Consider the following 17,877-nt stretch of genomic DNA (forward strand, 5'->3'; position numbering starts at 1 on the left):
GTTATAGGGCGATCTTTACATGCAGCGATAACTAAAACCTTGTTGCTGCTGTGGCTATCAACAGGACAAAATTTGCGGCGTTTCTCTTGGATTAACGCTGACTTTGAATGACTTTTCATCATTCCGGGCGCGAGCCCGGACCATTCATTATTATTTGTGAGCAAATCGCTATGTGGAAATGGCTTCATCAGCTTGCCATGCCGGAACGGCTCTATCGGCTGTGCGGCAGACTGACTCCCTGGTTGGGGGGGCTTGGTATCCTGTTTCTTCTGGCCGGTCTGATCTGGGGCTTCGGCTTCGCGCCCGCCGATTATCAGCAGGGGAATAGCTACCGTATCATGTACCTGCATGTCCCGGCAGCCATCTGGTCGATGGGGATCTATGCCGGGATGGCCATCGCTGCCTTCGTGGGATTGGTGTGGCAGATGAAAATGGCGGATCTGGTCAGCGCCGCCATGGCACCGGTCGGGGCCGTCTTCACCTTCATCGCGCTGGCGACGGGGTCGGCGTGGGGCAAGCCGATGTGGGGAACCTGGTGGGTATGGGACGCCCGTCTGACCTCCGAGCTGGTATTGCTGTTTCTCTATCTGGGTGTCATCGCGCTGTATCACGCCTTTGACGATCGACGTCTCGCCGGGCGCGCCGCGGGCATCTTGGTGTTGGTGGGGGTAGTCAACTTACCGATCATCCATTTCTCCGTCGAGTGGTGGAATACCCTGCACCAAGGCTCCAGTAATATGCAGCAGAGCGTCGACCCGAGTATGCGCGCCCCGTTGCGCCTCAGCATTTTTGGCTTCCTCTTTTTCTTCATCACGTTGACGCTGATGCGTCTGCGTAACTTGATCCTACAGCAAGAGCGTCATCGCCCATGGGTGACGGCATTGCTGACGTCGGCGGGTTCGCGAGGGAGGCGCGCGCAATGACTCCATTCTTCGATTCTTGGCAGGCCTTCTTTGCGATGGGGGGGTATGCCTTCTACGTCTGGCTCTCGGTCGCGTTGAGCCTATTGCCGTTGTTAGGTTTGGTGCTGCACACTACCCTGCGTCGGCGTGCACTGTTCCGTGAAATCCGTCGCCATCAGGCGCGCGAGTTACGCATGCGTCAGGCGCAGTCAGCGGCGGCGGACGCCGATCAAGGAGGATATACATCATGATGAATCCACGGCGTAAAAATCGCCTGTATCTGGTTATCGGCGTGCTGGTCGGCTTAGTGGTGACGGTGTCATTAGTGTTGTATGCCTTGCGCGCCAACATCGATCTGTTCTACACCCCGAGTGAAATCTTGATGGGGAAGGGCGAACAGCATGAAAAACCAGAGGTGGGGCAGCGGTTGCGTATCGGCGGAATGGTCATGCCGGGCTCGGTACAGCGTGATCCCAATAGCCTGCGCGTCAACTTCAAGCTGTACGATGCTCATGGTGTGGTCGATGTCACCTATACCGGCATCCTGCCGGATCTGTTCCGCGAGGGGCAGGGCGTCGTGGCTCAGGGCGTGCTGGAGCCGGGCAATGTGATCCAGGCGAAAGAGGTGCTGGCTAAGCATGACGAGAAATACACCCCGCCAGAGGTGGAAGCGGCGATGAAAGAGAATCATCACATGCCGCAGGCGGGTACGACTGAACAATCAACAGGGCGGTAACCCATCATGATCCCTGAGATCGGTAATTTTCTTCTGTCGTTGGCGTTAGCGGTGTCGGTGCTGCTCAGCGTCTACCCTAGCTGGGGCGCGGCACGTAACGACGCGCGGATGATGGCGCTGGCGCGGCCATTGGCCTTCGGGTTATTCGCCAGCATCACTCTCGCTTTTGCCTGCCTGGTGTATGCTTTTGTCGCCAACGACTTCAGCGTAGCCTATGTGGCGGCCAACTCTAACTCGCAGTTGCCGGTCTACTTCCGTATCGCGGCGACCTGGGGCTCGCATGAGGGCTCGTTGCTGCTGTGGGTCATGCTGCTGAGTTGGTGGACGCTGGCGGTGGCATTGTTGAGCCGCCGCATGCCGCAAGACTCGGTCGCCCGTGTGCTCGCGGTGATGGGGATGATCAATATCGGCTTTTTGCTGTTCATCCTGCTTACCTCGAATCCCTTTATTCGCACGTTGCCTGGCTTTCCCATCGACGGACGTGATCTGAACCCCTTGCTGCAAGATGTCGGGCTGATCTTCCATCCGCCGTTGTTGTACATGGGCTATGTCGGTTTCTCGGTGGCCTTCGCCTTCGCCATCGCCTCGCTGATGGCCGGGCGGTTGGATACCGCCTGGGCGCGTTGGTCGCGTCCCTGGACCATGGCCGCCTGGGTATTCCTCACCCTGGGCATCGTCCTCGGTTCGTTCTGGGCCTACTATGAGTTGGGCTGGGGTGGCTGGTGGTTCTGGGATCCGGTGGAGAACGCTTCGTTAATGCCGTGGCTGACGGGGACCGCGTTGCTGCATTCGCTGGCCGTCACCGAAAAGCGTGGGGCCTTCAAGGCTTGGACGGTGTTGCTGGCTATCACCTCCTTCTCACTGTGTCTATTGGGCACCTTCCTGGTGCGCTCCGGGGTGTTGGTCTCGGTTCACGCCTTCGCCTCCGATCCGGCGCGTGGCATGTTCATCCTCGCCTATCTGGTGGTGGTGATCGGTGGCTCGCTGCTGCTGTATGCGCTGCGCGGTGGCCAAGTGCGTAGTTATACCCGCCATGAGCTGTTCTCCCGTGAGACGCTGTTGCTCGGCAACAACGTGCTGTTGGTGGCGGCCACGCTGGTGGTGCTGCTGGGTACCCTGCTGCCGTTGGTGCATAAGCAGCTGGGGCTGGGCAGCATCTCCATCGGTGAGCCGTTCTTCAATACCATGTTTACTTACCTGATGGTGCCGTTTGCCCTGCTGTTGGGGATTGGGCCATTGGTGCGTTGGCGGCGTGATACCTTAGGTCGGCTGCGTAAACCGCTGCTGTGTGCCCTGGTGATCAGCGTGTTATTGGCGTTGCTGTTGCCGTGGTGGCTGCAGGATCGCATCGTGGCGATGACGGTGGTCGGGCTAGTCATGGCGTTGTGGGTGGTAGTGCTGACGCTGGTGGAGTTGTATCAGCGGGCGACTCATCGTGACGGCCTATGGCGTGGTCTGGGTAAGCTATCACGTAGCCATTGGGGCATGGTGCTGGCGCATCTGGGGGTCGCGGTGACGGTGATTGGTATCGCCTTTAGCCAGAACTATAGCATCGAGCGCGATGTGCGGATGAAGTCGGGCGACAGCCTACAGATCCGCGACTATCGCTTCGTGTTCCGTGATGTGCATGAGATCAGCGGTCCCAACTATACCGGGGGGGAGGCGTTGATCGATGTGATCCGTAACGATCAGCTGGAAACCATTCTACGTGCCGAGAAGCGCTTCTACACCAATGCGCGCAGCATGATGACCGAGGCAGCGGTGGATGGCGGTCTGACACGCGATCTGTACGCTGCGCTGGGTGAGGAGTTGTCCGACGGTGTCTGGGCGGTGCGTCTGTACTACAAACCCTTTGTTCGTTGGATCTGGTATGGCGGCGTGCTGATGGCTGTGGGTGGGCTGTTGTGTATGCTGGATCCGCGTTACCGTTCGCGCCGTACGGCGGAGAGTCAGGAGAAGAAAACAGCATGAATCGTAAATGGCTTTTTGTCCCGCTGGTGCTGTTTTTACTGTTGGTCGTGGCCTTCCTGGTGCAGTTGCAGCGTAATGCCGACGGGGAAGATCCGACCCTGCTGGAGTCGGCGTTGATCGGGAAACCGGTACCCACCTTCCGTTTGGCCTCGCTGGATACGCCGGGGAAGACCTATAGCCAGTCGGTATTGCACGATGGCAAGCCGCTGCTACTCAACGTCTGGGCGACCTGGTGTCCGACCTGCTATGCCGAGCATAAGTATTTGAACACGCTGGCAGCCCGCGGGGTACGTGTGGTTGGCTTGAACTATAAGGATGATCGTCAGAAGGCGATCAAGTGGCTGAATGAGCTGGGTAATCCTTATGCCCTGAGCCTGTATGACGGCGATGGCATGTTGGGGTTGGATCTGGGGGTATACGGTGCGCCGGAGACCTTCCTGATCGATGGCAACGGCATCATTCGTTATCGCCACGCCGGTGATCTCAATGAGCGAGTCTGGAAAGAAGAGATCGAACCACTGTGGTTGAAATATCAGGGAGGGCAATCATGACCGCACTACGCAGTGCGCTACTGGCGCTGGGGCTTCTCCTGCCGGGGTTGTTGTGGGCGGCGGTGATCGACACCTACAACTTCACCAGTGAGCAGCAGGAACAGCAATACCGCGAGCTGACGGAGCAGTTACGTTGCCCCAAATGCCAGAATAATAGCATTGCCGACTCTAACTCTATCATTGCCTCGGACATGCGCCAGAAGGTGTATGAGCTGATGCAGCAAGGGTATAACCAGCAGCAGGTGGTGGATTATATGGTGGCGCGTTACGGCAACTTTGTGACCTATGAGCCGCCGGTGACACCGGCGACGTTGATCCTGTGGATCGGGCCGGTATTGGCGATCCTCGGCGGGGTGTGGATCTTGGTGCGTCTCGCCCGCCGTCGCCCCGCTTCGCCGGCTGAGGGGGAGGGCGTGACGCCTTCAGCGCTTAGCGCCGCCGAGCAACGGCGCCTACAGCGCCTGCTCAACCAGGATGATGACGGAGAGCATCGATGATAACCTTTTGGCTGATAGTGCTGCTGTTGCTGGTGGGTGCGGCGGCGTTGTTCTTGATCCCCGCGTTGCGCACCCCACGCGAGCTTAGCGCGGCGGATCGCGATCGTTTGAATACCCAACTCTATCATCAACGCCTGCGTGAGCTGGAACAGGATGAGGCGCAGGGGATTGTCGAGGGGCATGCGGAGATGCTGGCCGATCTGCAGCATAATCTGCTGAATGACGTGCCGGGTGAGCAGACTCGGCGCGCGGCCCCGCTCAGTCGCTGGGCGTTATTACCGGGCTTGGTGGTATTGGTGGCCTTGTCACTCGGCGTCTATCTGAAGACCGGTGGTTGGCGTCAGGTCGCCGAATGGCATCAGGTGATGGCGCAGATGCCACAACTGCGCGAACGGGTGATGAATGAGGCGCAGAAGCCGCTGGATCGTGAAGAGTTGGCGCGTCTGGGATTGGGGTTGCGTACCGAGTTACAACAGCATCCTAACAACGTGGCGGACTGGGTCATGCTGGGACGTATCGGTATGGCGTTGAATAACGCCACGACGGCGACACAGGCGTTCGCCCATGCCTATAAACTGGCGCCCAATGAACCGGAGGTGGCTCTGGGCTATGCGGAAGTGCTGACGCGATCCAGCGATGAGCAGGATAACCGTGACGCGTCGGTCTTGCTGCGTCGCTTGCTTAGCCAAGATCACCAGAATACCCAGGTGCTGAGTCTGCTGGCCTTTAATGCTTTCGAGCAGGGGGAGTACCGTCAGGCGATTGGCGCCTGGGAGATGATGCTGAAGCTGTTGCCGCCGGACGATCGGCGTCGTGACATGATCGAGCGTAGTATCGCGCAGGCTCGGGTACAGGCCGGGATCGATGCCGCCCAGATACGGGTCGATATCGCGATGGCTCCCGCCTTGGAGCGGCAATTAGCGCCGGGGAGTCAGTTGCTGATCACCGTAACCGACGGTAAGAACCCGTTGCCAGTGGCGGTCAAGCGTCTGCCGTTAGGTCACTTCCCTCAGTCGGTAACCCTGTCGGACAGCGATGCCATGATGCCGGAACACCTGCTCTCGTCGTTAAGCCAGTTCCAGGTGCGGGTGCAGGTAGCCCCGGCCGAGGGAGTGGCAGAGGGCGCGAGCAATGTGTTCGGAGAAAGTGCAGTTTTACCCTATACTAGCGGTAAAACGGTAGCGATAACCCTCAATAGGCAGACGCCGTAAGCGGCTCACTGCTGGAGATGTTGGTATTAAGGGCGCCCCGTACAGGGGCGTTCTTGTTTATGGAGTGAATTATGAAATATCGTCTGGCGGGAGTGGCTCTGGCAAGCGTGGTATTGGCTGGCTGTGCGACGAGCACTTCCCAACCGGATTCCCAAGGGCGAACCGATCCGCTGGAAGGGTTTAACCGGGCCATGTTCAGTGTCAACTACGACTATCTCGACCCTTATGTGGTACGACCGATGGCGGTGGTATGGCGCGACTATGTTCCCCGTCCGGCGCGTAACGGACTGATGAACTTCTTTGTTAACCTGTCCGAACCGGCCAGCATGGTGAATAGCTTTGCCGAAGGACGTATCTATGATGGTTTCCGTCATTTTAACCGTTTCTTCCTGAACTCCACTCTCGGCCTGGGCGGGTTGATCGATGTCGCCGCGATGGCGAATCCGACGAAGCTGGGCAAACAGGATCCGCAGGGTTTCGGTAGTACGTTGGGCTATTATCATGTGCCTTATGGTCCCTACCTGGTGCTGCCTGTCTACGGTAGCTTTACCTTGCGTGAGGATGGCGGCGATGCCGTGGACCATCTGTATCCCCCGTTGAGCTGGTTGACCTTCTGGATGTCGGCCGGTAAGTGGGCCTTGGAGGGCATTGAGACGCGTGCGCAGTTGTTGGATTCCGATGGGCTGTTGCGTAGCTCGCCCGATCCTTATATCACGGTGCGTGAGGCTTACTTCCAGTACAACGACTTCCTGGCGAATGGCGGTCAGGTTAAACCCGAGGTGAATCCGAATGCGCAGGCGATTCAGGATGATCTGAAGGATATCGACTCGGCAAACTGAGGTCGTGTTGCTGAGGATCGGCGCCCAATGGGCGCCTTTTTTGTTTCTCGCGTCCCCTGTTAGGGCGGGGATGCGTTGCTCTTACCCGCGTCCGGGAAGTGCATTCCCGTTATCTAGGGTGTGAGGGGACATCGGGTATTGAGGCGGGGCGGGGTAATGAACGGTGCGGGTAAGGCGGGGCAGGGGGAGATGACATCGCGGCATAAAAAAGCGCCCCGAAGGGCGCTACTGAACGATTAAACGCGCTAGCTAGCCTTAGAAGGCGTAGTTGACGTTGGCACCGTACAGCCAGGCTTTGCCGACAGAGCGGAACTGATAGGGGCCTTCTTTGAAGTTAACGTGGGAGCCGTGCATATAGGAGGCGCCGACGTCCACGGAGAGATCTCGATTGAAGGCGTAGCTAAAGCCGCCGCTCAGCCAGGCACGGTTCTGATCCGGGATGGAGATAGAACGGTGCTCAGCCGGTACCGGCGTGGCATCGAAGGCGACGCCGCCACGGAAGGTCCAGTTATCGTCGTAGTAATAGGTGGCACCCAGCGCCATACGATAGGCATCGTGGAACTGCTCGTCTTTTTGGAACAGGGTATCGTTGTCGTTATCGGTCGCCTTCAGTTCTTTGAACTGACTCCAGGTGGTATAGGCGAGGCTATAGTGGATGGCCCACTGCGGTGCTACGCGGTTATAGCCGGAGACCTCCAGCATTGCCGGCAGCGTCATGCTCAGCTTGCCCGGAATGACCTGGCCATCGCTACCCATCGGCAGACCGATCAGGCCGAGGATTGGGTTCGCCTTGGAAGGCAGCGCGCTGCTGTAGTCGCCTTTGAAGTCAAGTTTCACTTCGGAGCGGTAGGTTAGGGCGTAGCGGTTACGCTCGTCGATCTGATACAGGATCCCGGCGTTCCAGCCATAGCCCCAGGTGTGACCTTTCAGGTCGGCGATCTGGGTATTCGGTTGGATACCCATGGCGATATTTTGGTACTTTGGCGGCAGTTTGCTGCCGATGATCAGCGGCAGATCGCCGGCATAACGCTCGATCTTCGCTTTAGCGTAGACCGCGTTGACGCCCAGACCGAAGCTCCACTGCTGATTGAGGCGGTAGGCGGTGCTCAGGTTGAAGTTAGCCGTCATCAGATCGGTGGTGCCGCCAAAGGCACCGGCGGTGTAGTTATCGCTGAACTCGGTAGCCAGACCGTAGTTACTGGTGGCGGAGGCACCGATGGACCAATGGTCATTCAGCGGCTGCACATAGTGCAGGTTAGGGATCAGGGCGCTTGGCGCGATGTTGTGCGCATTCAGGCTCTGTCCCGTTGGCGAGGTACCGGTGATATCGACGCCGGGATCGATATAGATGCCGCCGACGGAAAGGGCCGGACGGTCGAAGGTACTCAGTACGGCCGGGTTACGACTAGCGGAGGCCGGTGTATCGATCATCGCCCCCTCACCAGAGAAGGCGCGTCCCAGCCCCGCGGCCGAGAACTCATTGAGCTGAAAACCCGCGGCATACGCGTTGGCGGAAGAGAATAGAGCTACTGCTGCGGCTAACGCCGATCGAGTAAACAGTTTTTGTGGGCGCATAATCCGAAGCCTCGCAGAACTTTTTTTAAGCAATGTTACACATCGTAACAAGGAGCGGCGGATTGTAGGGGTGTACGGCGGTCTAACAAATCAGACCAGTCGTAGGATTCGGCGAATTTCAGGTTGAATGTTATGAAAATGTGCTAGTGATTCATGCGCTTATTGTATATTAATTGTTGGTTTTTCTTTGTTTTTGTTGTGTTTTATGACGAGAGTGGGTAAAAAAAGGCCGATTTATCGCTGAGGATCGGCGTTACGCGACGACATACAATTCCTCGTCTCTGGTGCTAGTGCGGGCTAGGTAGTCGAGGTAAAATAAGCGTAAATATCTTATTTTTTGAGCCAGATCATCATTGGCACGACTATCGGGGCCTCTGCCCCCATGAGGAGATAAGTGAAATGACCGATGCCATCAATAAATGCAGCGCGACTGAAACGGCGGCATGTTGTTGCGTAGACGTAGGTACCGTGATGGATAACACCGACTGCACCGCATCTTATCGTCATCTGTTCGCCAGTCAGGGAGAGGCCGAGGCCATGCTGGCGACGCTGACGGAGAAGGCGCGAGCCGTGGAGTCTGAGCCATGCCAGATCACTAGCAGCATCATCGAGAGTGAGCAGGGCTACGAGCTGAACATCGACTTTGTATTTTGCTGCCAAGCCGAGACACTGATTTTCCAACTGGGTCTGCGCTAAGTTAGCCTCAGCAGAATCACGGACGCACGGGAAACCGTGCGTTTTTTATCGTCGCATGAATCTCGCCTCGTCAGTACAGTCGCACGTTATGACGCGTGGATGAGAGGCGGATCACTGGCTGCAACTCTTTTCCCCGGCAATGCTGTACAGCTGTGGGTGAACGGGGTAGTTTCCCTTCCTACGGCACGGAGTTAGAACGTTGCCGGCAGTATCAAGCGGTCGCGCCGCGCAACCACAATAACCAGGCGACGACCCGATAGTTATCCTTTGCTCTTCCGGTGAATGCCGGTAAAGGATGCATTGAGCAACGATATTTTCTTTCCATCAGGGTGTAAGGGCCACGCACGGTAGCGTCGGTGTTTACCCATAGTAGCGGTGCAATATGCAAGTTTTTATTATGCGTCATGGCGAGGCGGCGCTTGAAGCGGCAAGCGATGCGCAACGTCCGTTGACGCTGGCGGGTCATGATGAGTCGGTACGTATGGCGGCGTGGCTGGCGCACAGAGTGGCGCGAATCGATCGCGTATTAGTCAGTCCCTACCTCCGCGCGCAACAGACGCTGGCCGCATTGCGGGAAGTCTTGGCGCTGCCGCAAGAGGTCGAGGTATTGAACGAGCTGGTGCCCGGCGGTGATGCCGATGTGACCGCCAGTTACCTCGAGGCATTGGCGGCGCAAGAATCGCAGCACGTCCTGATCATCTCTCACCTTCCGCTGGTCGGTTACCTGGTCTCATCCCTGTGCCCACAGGAAGCACCACCGATGTTCTCTACCTCGGCGATCGCAGCCGTTACCCTGGCGGAAGATGGCGGGGTCTTCGAATGGCAGGTCAGCCCGGCGCAGATCGCGGATATCGCCTAATCGTCTGTGTGCTTGGCCCGATGACGACGCCGCCATTCCCTCTAGCGGCGCGGCGTCTCCCGCTCGTCAACGTCGATCAATACCAGCAGTGCGGCATCGCCGCCCCATTCGCGCGGCGCCTGATAAAAGGCGCGCACATCGGGGTGCTGGGCTAACCAGAGTGGGGTTTGTTGTTTGAGCACGTGCTTGCCGTGACCGTGCATGACGCAGGCACAGCACAGATGCTCCCGCCGACAGGCGGCGATCAAGGCCCCTAGCTCCTGTTTGGCCTGCTGTTGGGTCAAACCGTGCAGATCCAGGAACATCTCTGGAGAATAGTCCCCCCGTCGCAATTGCTTGAGCTCAAAATGGCTGATGTCTGGCCGCACGTAGCGGGTCGGTCCCTCGCTACTCAGATTGGGCTGAAACTCATCGGAAAAATAGAAGCTGGCATCGATCTGCTCCTGTAATACCTTCTGCGGTGCGGCCTGACGCGTAATACGTGCAGGGCGGTGCGTGACGGTATCTTGACGGAATCGGCGCGTTCCGGCGATAGAGGTACGGAACAGCGCCGCGTCATCGCTGCTGATGGAATGTTTCTTGCTCATTGCTGTGAGTATTCGCTGATGGCTGACCTAGAGCGAATAGTGTAACCGCAGATGGGCGCGACGCTAAGTAAAACCGCGGTCTTAATGGATTCCTTGCTGATTTGTCCGTGGCTTCATGGCACACTACGCCGTTACGGTGCCCGCCTGGGCACGAGTCAATTCTATCTGTAATCCATGCCGTGAGGCATGACTTTCCGAGCGCTGCTGGAGGCTACTTTGGACAAAATTTTCGTCGACGAAGCGGTAAACGAACTGCACACCATTCAGGATATGCTGCGCTGGAGCGTCAGCCGCTTTAACGCCGCGGAGGTTTACTACGGCCACGGCACGGATAACCCCTGGGATGAGGCGGTGCAACTGGTGCTACCGACCCTCTACCTACCGATGGATATCCCCGAAGAGATGCGCAATGCGCGCCTGACCCTGAGTGAGCGCCATCGCATCGTCGAGCGGGTGATCCGCCGAATCAATGAGCGTATCCCGGTTGCCTACCTGACGAATAAGGCGTGGTTCTGCGGGCATGAATTCTATGTCGATGAGCGGGTCTTGGTACCGCGCTCGCCGATCGGTGAGCTGATCGACAACCGCTTCGCCGGCCTGATCAGCGGCTCGCCGCAACATATTTTAGACATGTGTACCGGTAGCGGCTGCATCGCCATCGCCTGTGCCTATGCCTTCCCCGAGGCCGAGGTGGACGCGGTGGATATCTCCGGTGAGGTGTTGGAGGTGACCGAGCACAACATCCAGCAGCATGGCCTGGAGCAACAGGTTACGCCGATCCGCTCCGATCTGTTCCGTGAGCTGCCGGCGTTGCGTTATGACCTGATCGTCACCAACCCCCCCTACGTCGACGAAGAAGACATGTCCGATCTGCCGGATGAGTTTCGTCATGAACCGGAACTGGGCCTGGCCGCTGGCAGCGATGGCCTGAAGCTGGTCCGCCGTATCCTGGCTTGCGCGCCGGACTATCTGAGCGACGATGGGGTGCTGATCTGCGAGGTCGGTAACAGCATGGTACATCTGATGGCGCAGTATCCGGACATCCCGTTCGTCTGGTTGGAGTTCGATAACGGCGGCGACGGGGTATTTATGTTGACCCGTCAGCAGTTGCTGGCGTGTGCCGATCACTTCGCGCTTTATCGCAGCTGATCCGTCGCGCAGGCGCTATGCCTGCCCCTAAACCGAGTGCAAAGAGAGGCAGTCCCCTGATGGTGTCAGGGTAACCAGGAGAGTGACATGGCGGGAAACAGCATTGGGCAGGTATTTAGGGTCACCACCTTCGGCGAGTCGCATGGTGCGGCGCTGGGGTGCATCGTGGACGGTGTGCCGCCGGGCATGGCGTTGAGCGAAGCGGATCTGCAACACGATCTCGATCGTCGTCGTCCCGGCAGCTCGCGCTACACCACTGCGCGACGGGAGGCGGATCGTGTACGCATCCTCTCCGGTGTCTTCGACGGGGTCACGACCGGTACCAGCATCGGCCTGTTGATCGAGAATACCGATCAGCGCTCGCAGGATTACGGCGCCATCAAGGATCTGTTTCGCCCGGGGCATGCCGACTACAGCTATGAGCAGAAATATGGCCTGCGCGACTACCGGGGCGGTGGCCGCTCCTCGGCGCGCGAGACGGCGATGCGTGTGGCCGCCGGCGCCATCGCCAAAAAATACCTCAGCCAGCAGCATGGCATTACCATCCGCGCCTGCCTATCGCGCATGGGGGCGATCGCCTGCCAGCAGTATGACTGGGAGCAGGTTGAGCACAATCCCTTCTTCTGTCCCGATGTGCAACAACTGGCGGCGCTGGATGCGTTGATGCGTGATCTGAAGAAAAGCGGCGATTCGATCGGCGCCGAAGTGATGGTGATGGCGACGGGCGTGCCGCCTGGATTGGGCGAGCCGGTGTTCGATCGCCTGGATGCCGATCTGGCTCATGCGTTGATGAGCATTAACGCGGTGAAAGGGGTGGAGATCGGTGACGGTTTCGCGGTGGTGGCGCAACGCGGCAGCGAGCATCGCGACGAGATCACGCCGGCGGGTTTCTTGAGCAACCATGCCGGTGGCATCTTGGGTGGGATCAGTAGCGGTCAGCCGCTGTTGGCTCGTCTGGCGCTGAAGCCAACCTCAAGCATTATGGTGCCGGGGCAAACCATCACGCGTGAAGGGGAGGCGACGACCATGGTGACGCGTGGTCGCCACGATCCCTGTGTCGGGATCCGTGCGGTGCCGATCGCCGAGGCGATGATGGCCCTGGTGCTGATGGATCACCTGTTGCGCCAGCGGGCGCAGTGTGCGGATGTGGTCTGCACGGTACCGCGTTGGTAAAGGAGTGCGGACGATGAGATGTGGCTGGGGATTATTACTGGCGCTCTGCGTCTGGCCGGTATGCGCCCAGACGCCTTGGCAGCGCATCACTCAACCGGTGGCGGGGCCCGCTCAGGCCATCGGCAGTTATGCTAACGGCTGTATCATCGGCGCCCAGGCGTTGCCGTTGGCCTCGCCGGATTACCAGGTGATGCGTAGCCAACAGCGGCGTTACTTCGGCCATCCGACGTTGCTGGCGTTTATCGAGCGCTTGAGCGAGCAGGCCAAGGTGCAACATCTGGGTACCGTGCTGATCGGCGACATGGCGATGCCGGCAGGTGGGCGCTTCAACGGCGGTCATGCCAGCCATCAGTCGGGGCTAGATGTGGATATTTGGCTGCAACTGCCTCAGCAGCGCTGGAGTCAACAACAGTTACGCCAGCCGGTGCCGCAGGATCTGGTGGCGGTCGGCGGGGAGCGGGTGATCCCCTCGCGCTGGTCGCCCAAGATTGGTGAGCTGATTAAGCTGGCCGCCGAGGATGCGCAGGTGTCACGCATCTTCGTCAATCCGGCGATCAAGCGCCAACTTTGCGACACGGCGGGCGACGATCGCCAGTGGCTGCATAAGGTGCGTCCCTGGTTCGCCCATCGGGCGCATATGCATGTGCGGTTGAATTGTCCACCGGGCAGTACGACCTGTGAGGCGCAGGTGCCACCCCCGCCGGGTGATGGCTGCGGCGCAGAGCTAGCTAGCTGGTTCTTGCCGCCGTCGGCGCCCAGCGCACCGGCTAAACCGCGCACCCCACCGCCGTTGCCGCCGGCGTGTCAGGCGTTACTGGCACAATTGCACGACTAAGCATACGGCATCGCCACGTCGGCCTGATGAGCCGGCGTGCGCAGGTTACTGCGCGCGCTAAGCCGCGGCGCGACGTGATGCCAGCCTGTTTCCGCCTCAGATCCTCCTCGGCGACAGCCGCATAGCGCCGCTAGCCAGCGGCGGACACGGCGACATGATAAAAGTCAGTTACGTCGTATAAATAGTTTGTCATGATAACGCGCTAATTAGCGGTCTAAATCACATAACGCTGCATATGATTTTTATGCCTGATAATGCCGGTGTGATACAGGACAGACACAACACGATGTGACGGTTTAGGCAAGGATTATGGAAACATTGTTGCTTTCCCCCGAGTTGATCGGGATTCTGTTTTGCGTGGCGTTATTCGCCGGTTTTATCGATGCCATCGCCGGCGGCGGTGGCCTGCTGACGGTGCCGGCATTATTGGCCGCCGGCCTGCCGCCGGCACAGGCGCTGGCCACCAATAAGTTGCAGTCGGTGGGAGGATCCTTTTCCGCCAGTCTCTATTTTGTGCGCCGTCGGGTGGTGAATCTGGCCCAGCAGAAGTGGGTCATCTTACTGACCTTTCTGGCCTCCGCCATCGGTACCGTGCTGGTGCAATGCCTCCAGGCCGATATTCTGCGCCAGTTGTTACCCTACTTAGTTATCTGCGTCGGTATTTACTTCCTGTTGACCCCGTCGTTGGGTGCAAGCGAGGGGATACCGCGTATCGGGATAGCGCTATTCGCTGTCGTCGGGGGGGCTTGCGTCGGCTTTTATGATGGCTTCTTCGGCCCCGGGGCGGGGTCATTCTACGCCCTGGCCTATGTGATGCTGCTTGGTTTGACCCTCCCCAAGGCGACGGCGCACGCCAAGGTCCTTAATTTCACCTCCAATGCGGCCTCGCTCCTGTTCTTTATCCTCGGCGGGAATGTCGTCTGGGTTGTCGGATTATTGATGCTGGTGGGGCAGGTGATCGGCGCGCGCTTCGGCGCACGGATGGTGCTCACCAAGGGGCAGAAGCTGATCCGACCGATGATCGTGACGATGTCGCTGATCATGAGCGCGAAGTTGCTGTTTGACAATCATGGCGATGAAATCCTGACCTGGCTGCGGCAATGGGGGTAACGGGTGCAAGCCGCTGCCGCCTGTGCGACAATCGCCGCGCACGGCACGGCGCCGTCCCTTACTTCTTTATGAGAGTCGTAGATATCCATGTCTGTAACCCATCATTATCAGCAGTTAATCGATCTGTTCGCGCAGACCTTCGGTCAGGAGTATCAGACTCGCCTGGTGGCCGGCGAGGAGGAACCCATCTACCTGCCCGCCGATGAGACGGATGCGCAGCACCGAATCATCTTCGCCCATGGCTATTATGCCAGCGCCCTGCATGAGATCTCCCACTGGTGTATCGCCGGTGAGGCACGACGTCGTCTGGAGGACTACGGCTACTGGTACTGCCCCGACGGACGCGATGCTGCGACGCAGGCGCAGTTCGAAGTGGTCGAGGTGAAACCGCAGGCGTTGGACTGGCTGTTCTGCGTTGCGGCCGGTTACCCTTTCAACGTGAGTTGCGATAATCTGGAGGGGAATTTTGATCCCGATAGGATCGCCTTTCAGCGTCGGGTTCGTGAGCAAGTCTTGGTCTACCTGGCGCAGGGGATCCCGCCGCGTGCGGCGCGCTTTGTCCAGGCGTTACAATCGTTTTACAATACCCCAGCGCTGAGTCCGGACGCCTTCCCTTACCCGGAAGCGTTGCAGTGACGGCGGGCGTAATCGATCCCCCAATCCAAGGAAACGCAATGATTGCAGAGTTTGAATGCCGTATTCTGGCACTGATCGACGAGATGGTTGAACATGCCAGCGACGATGACCTGTTTGCCGGCGGCTACCTGCGCGGCCATCTGACCCTGGCGGTGGCGGAGGTGGAGCCTTTACCGCAGGCGACGCCAGCCCAGCTGGACGCGGCGGTGCGCGCCAGTTTGGCCCGCGCCATTCATGCCGGTGAACTCTCTCCACCCGATCAGGCGTTGGTATATAACTTGTGGCAAGACCTCTACCAGCGCGCGCAATAACGGCAGAGATTGAGGCGGGGTGAATGATCTCCCCCGCCTGCGTTGCCGTTGGCGCGCGTCAACGCCGTCGCACATCAGTGGTGTACGCGGGTAGCGTCATCGCTATCGCTGGCTGACGCTGACGCTGACGCTGACGCTGACGCTGACGCGGCGCGGGACTCGCGCTGCTCCTTTCCCTTTAACCACTTACGTACCCAGAAACGGTTGGGGCTGAGTGCCGCCAGCAGATCCTGCTCCAGCGGCAGCGCCTCATCGTGGATCTGGGCGGCCAGCAGTTCGGCGCACAGCGGCGCGCTGCACAAACCGCGCGAGCCGAGCGCGGCGAGAATAAACAGATCCGGATGAGTGGGCGCTAATGGCGCCGTCGTGGCGTCGTAGCGCGCGTCGGGGGCGTAACAGGCTTGCAGCGCAGGCTGATCCGGTAACGCACCGACTAAGGGAAGATGGTCGCGCACGGCGCAACGCACGCCGACCCGCGCCTCGCCAGCGCTGACATCGACCTGTTGGGGCCAGCGACTCTGCGCCAGGCAGTCGATCAGCCGTTGGCGATTCTCCTGTTGCTCCTGTGGGCTATAGGCGAGGTCACGGCAGTTTCGTCGGTAGCTGGCGCCGATACAATGGCTACCGTAGTCCGGGCTACAGGGCGTCAGGTAACCGTCGTAGCATAACACCTGACGTAGCCCCGCCAGTGCCGGCGCGCTGGGAATATGACTGACCTGGCCACGCACCGGATAGAGCGGCAGTGCACGGCTTTGGCTAAATTGATCCATCTCGGCGCCCGCGGCCAGTACTACGCAGCCATGCCGCCGTTGCGCGCCGTCGGCCAGTTGTAGCAGCCAACCTTGTGGCTCGCGTTGCAGTTGCGTCACGCGTTGGTTGAAGTGCAAGACGGCGCCCTGTTGTTCGGCCAATGCCAGCGCCTGGCGGGTCAATTGCCCCGGATCCAGCCAGCCGCCGCGTGGGTAGCTGACGCCGCCTTGGGGTAACGGCAGGGCACAGCGCTCACTCAAGGCGGCGGCATCGCCGCCTTGGACTAGCCACGCAGGCCAACCGGCGGCCAGCAGCTGCGTAATCTTGCGTCGGCTGGCGTCATCGTAACCCAGTTGACTCACGCCACACCATTGATGGGCGAACGTCATGCCCTGCTCGGCCAGCGCATCATAGCAGCGCCGGGCGTAGGGAAAGGCGCGGGCATAGAAACGCTCTAAGGCATCGCCACGTCCGTTAAGCAGGGGATAGAGCGCCCCTTGGCGATTACCGGAAGCCCCTTCGCCAGCGCGGGCATCTGCGCAGTACAGGGTGACGCGGCTACCACGGCGTAATAGCGCCAAGGCGCACAGGGCCGAGGCGATCCCGCCGCCGATCAGGGCCACCTCATCCGGGCGTGTCGCCGCCGGACGGGCATACCAGGGCGCGCGGGCGGGAGCGGCGGGGAGCGCCAGGGGGCGACGACCCGCCAGGCACTCACGTTTCTGCCCGAATCCCTTGACCTTGTTGACCTCGAAGCCAGCCTGTAACAAACCGCGCCGCACGAAACCGGCGGCGGTAAAGGTGGCGAAGGTGGCGCCGGGACGCGCCAGCCGCAGCATGGTGTCGAACAGCGTCTGGGTCCACATATCTGGGTTTTTCGCCGGGGCGAAGCCATCGAGAAACCAGGCATCGATGTGGCCATCTAGCCCATCGGGTAACTGTGGCAATAGCGTGTTGATATCGCCGAACCACAGATCCAGGGTGATGTGCGGCGCCGGATGTAGGCGGTGGCAACCGGGCAAGGCATCGGGCCATACAGCGCACAGTTGTGCGCTGAATTGGGCTAACTCCGGCCAGGCGGCGTGCGCCGCCCGCAGATCGTCGCGTTGCAGCGGATACTTTTCGAAGCTGATGAAGTGCAGGCGGCGCGGCGCGTGCTCGGGCGCCTCTTGTAGGCAGGCCGCGTGGGCTTGCCACAGGGTGAGGAAGTTGAGTCCGGTACCGAATCCGGTTTCGGCGACGGTAAAGCTCGCTCGGCCCGGCTCCTGCCAGCGCTGAGGTAGCGCATTGCCCTGTAAGAAGACATGGCGCGTCTCCGCCAGTCCATCCTGATTGGAAAAGTAGACGTCGTCAAACTGCTGTGAAACAGGGGTACCCTGTTGATTCCAGCTCAGCGATGCACCCTGTATCGATGTATGGTTCACATTTTTTTACCGCGAAATCAGCCAGTGCATGATTTTAACGGTCTGTGGACGGGGCAGCAAATTTC

Annotated in this window: 19 protein-coding genes; 16 read left to right on the forward strand and 3 right to left on the reverse strand. The window is 59.5% G+C overall.

Going from position 1 to position 17,877, the window contains the following annotated elements; all coding sequences use genetic code 11:
• Positions 1-170: 170 nt before the first annotated feature.
• The 8 genes from DCL27_RS04835 (at position 171) to mlaA (ending at position 6,707) form a co-directional block, all read left to right on the forward strand.
• Positions 171-923, forward strand: a complete 753-nt coding sequence (locus tag DCL27_RS04835; RefSeq protein ID WP_005294483.1) for a heme ABC transporter permease — start codon at positions 171-173, stop codon at positions 921-923.
• Positions 920-1,153 carry a heme exporter protein CcmD gene (gene ccmD / locus DCL27_RS04840; RefSeq protein WP_005288434.1) on the forward strand — a complete coding sequence of 78 codons (234 nt, stop codon included), beginning with the start codon at positions 920-922 and terminating at the stop codon, positions 1,151-1,153. Before DCL27_RS04835 ends, ccmD begins: the two co-directional genes overlap by 4 nt.
• Complete coding sequence (gene ccmE, locus DCL27_RS04845; RefSeq protein ID WP_035595120.1) at positions 1,153-1,638, forward strand: cytochrome c maturation protein CcmE; 486 nt, start codon at positions 1,153-1,155, stop codon at positions 1,636-1,638. The genes ccmD and ccmE overlap by 1 nt, the downstream gene beginning before the upstream one ends.
• A 6-nt stretch (positions 1,639-1,644) precedes the next feature.
• Positions 1,645-3,609 carry a heme lyase CcmF/NrfE family subunit gene (locus DCL27_RS04850; RefSeq protein WP_228594478.1) on the forward strand — a complete coding sequence of 655 codons (1,965 nt, stop codon included), beginning with the start codon at positions 1,645-1,647 and terminating at the stop codon, positions 3,607-3,609.
• Positions 3,606-4,160 (forward strand): DsbE family thiol:disulfide interchange protein, encoded by a 555-nt coding sequence (locus DCL27_RS04855; protein WP_005288427.1) that lies wholly within the window; start codon positions 3,606-3,608, stop codon positions 4,158-4,160. The genes DCL27_RS04850 and DCL27_RS04855 overlap by 4 nt, the downstream gene beginning before the upstream one ends.
• The gene (locus DCL27_RS04860) at positions 4,157-4,657 is read left to right on the forward strand and encodes a cytochrome c-type biogenesis protein (RefSeq protein WP_005288424.1); all 501 of its coding nucleotides are present in this window, start codon (positions 4,157-4,159) and stop codon (positions 4,655-4,657) included. Before DCL27_RS04855 ends, DCL27_RS04860 begins: the two co-directional genes overlap by 4 nt.
• Entirely contained in the window at positions 4,654-5,868 is a 1,215-nt protein-coding gene (ccmI, locus tag DCL27_RS04865; RefSeq protein ID WP_080582862.1) for a c-type cytochrome biogenesis protein CcmI, read from the forward strand. The genes DCL27_RS04860 and ccmI overlap by 4 nt, the downstream gene beginning before the upstream one ends.
• 71 nt (positions 5,869-5,939) lie before the next feature.
• Positions 5,940-6,707 (forward strand): phospholipid-binding lipoprotein MlaA, encoded by a 768-nt coding sequence (gene mlaA, locus DCL27_RS04870; RefSeq protein ID WP_005288417.1) that lies wholly within the window; start codon positions 5,940-5,942, stop codon positions 6,705-6,707.
• A 255-nt stretch (positions 6,708-6,962) separates the two neighbouring features.
• On the opposite strand, the gene fadL is transcribed toward mlaA, so the two are convergent.
• Entirely contained in the window at positions 6,963-8,282 is a 1,320-nt protein-coding gene (gene fadL, locus DCL27_RS04875; protein WP_035600398.1) for a long-chain fatty acid transporter FadL, read from the reverse strand.
• A gap of 399 nt (positions 8,283-8,681) precedes the next feature.
• Here fadL and DCL27_RS04880 point away from each other — a divergent pair, with 399 nt between their 5' ends.
• A complete protein-coding gene (locus DCL27_RS04880; RefSeq protein WP_005294489.1) occupies positions 8,682-8,978 on the forward strand; it encodes a YfcZ/YiiS family protein in 297 nt (98 codons plus the stop codon).
• Positions 8,979-9,360: 382 nt separating this feature from the next.
• The gene (gene sixA, locus DCL27_RS04885) at positions 9,361-9,837 is read left to right on the forward strand and encodes a phosphohistidine phosphatase SixA (RefSeq protein WP_005294491.1); all 477 of its coding nucleotides are present in this window, start codon (positions 9,361-9,363) and stop codon (positions 9,835-9,837) included.
• Between the two features lie 41 nt (positions 9,838-9,878).
• Here the strand turns inward: sixA and smrB are convergent, their stop codons facing one another.
• Positions 9,879-10,424: an endonuclease SmrB gene (gene smrB / locus DCL27_RS04890; RefSeq protein WP_005288395.1), complete on the reverse strand. Its 546-nt coding sequence runs from the start codon at positions 10,422-10,424 to the stop codon at positions 9,879-9,881.
• A 216-nt stretch (positions 10,425-10,640) separates the two neighbouring features.
• Here smrB and prmB point away from each other — a divergent pair, with 216 nt between their 5' ends.
• The 6 genes from prmB (at position 10,641) to DCL27_RS04920 (ending at position 15,638) form a co-directional block, all read left to right on the forward strand.
• On the forward strand, positions 10,641-11,573 hold the full coding sequence (gene prmB / locus DCL27_RS04895) for a 50S ribosomal protein L3 N(5)-glutamine methyltransferase (RefSeq protein WP_005294493.1): 933 nt from the start codon (positions 10,641-10,643) through the stop codon (positions 11,571-11,573).
• Positions 11,574-11,660: 87 nt separating this feature from the next.
• Positions 11,661-12,746, forward strand: coding sequence for a chorismate synthase (aroC, locus tag DCL27_RS04900; RefSeq protein ID WP_005288389.1), 1,086 nt, complete (start codon positions 11,661-11,663; stop codon positions 12,744-12,746).
• A 13-nt stretch (positions 12,747-12,759) separates the two neighbouring features.
• Positions 12,760-13,581: a penicillin-insensitive murein endopeptidase gene (mepA, locus tag DCL27_RS04905; RefSeq protein WP_005288387.1), complete on the forward strand. Its 822-nt coding sequence runs from the start codon at positions 12,760-12,762 to the stop codon at positions 13,579-13,581.
• A 309-nt stretch (positions 13,582-13,890) separates the two neighbouring features.
• Entirely contained in the window at positions 13,891-14,691 is an 801-nt protein-coding gene (locus tag DCL27_RS04910) for a sulfite exporter TauE/SafE family protein (protein WP_035600396.1), read from the forward strand.
• A gap of 87 nt (positions 14,692-14,778) precedes the next feature.
• The gene (locus DCL27_RS04915) at positions 14,779-15,327 is read left to right on the forward strand and encodes an elongation factor P hydroxylase (protein ID WP_035600394.1); all 549 of its coding nucleotides are present in this window, start codon (positions 14,779-14,781) and stop codon (positions 15,325-15,327) included.
• Positions 15,328-15,365: 38 nt separating this feature from the next.
• On the forward strand, positions 15,366-15,638 hold the full coding sequence (locus DCL27_RS04920) for a YfcL family protein (RefSeq protein WP_005294498.1): 273 nt from the start codon (positions 15,366-15,368) through the stop codon (positions 15,636-15,638).
• A gap of 74 nt (positions 15,639-15,712) precedes the next feature.
• Here DCL27_RS04920 and mnmC read toward each other — a convergent pair whose 3' ends face one another.
• Positions 15,713-17,812 carry a bifunctional tRNA (5-methylaminomethyl-2-thiouridine)(34)-methyltransferase MnmD/FAD-dependent 5-carboxymethylaminomethyl-2-thiouridine(34) oxidoreductase MnmC gene (gene mnmC / locus DCL27_RS04925; protein WP_109691551.1) on the reverse strand — a complete coding sequence of 700 codons (2,100 nt, stop codon included), beginning with the start codon at positions 17,810-17,812 and terminating at the stop codon, positions 15,713-15,715.
• Positions 17,813-17,877: the final 65 nt, after the last annotated feature.

It is taken from the genome of Edwardsiella tarda ATCC 15947 = NBRC 105688 (assembly GCF_003113495.2).
In the GTDB taxonomy this organism is placed as follows: Bacteria; Pseudomonadota; Gammaproteobacteria; order Enterobacterales; family Enterobacteriaceae; genus Edwardsiella; species Edwardsiella tarda.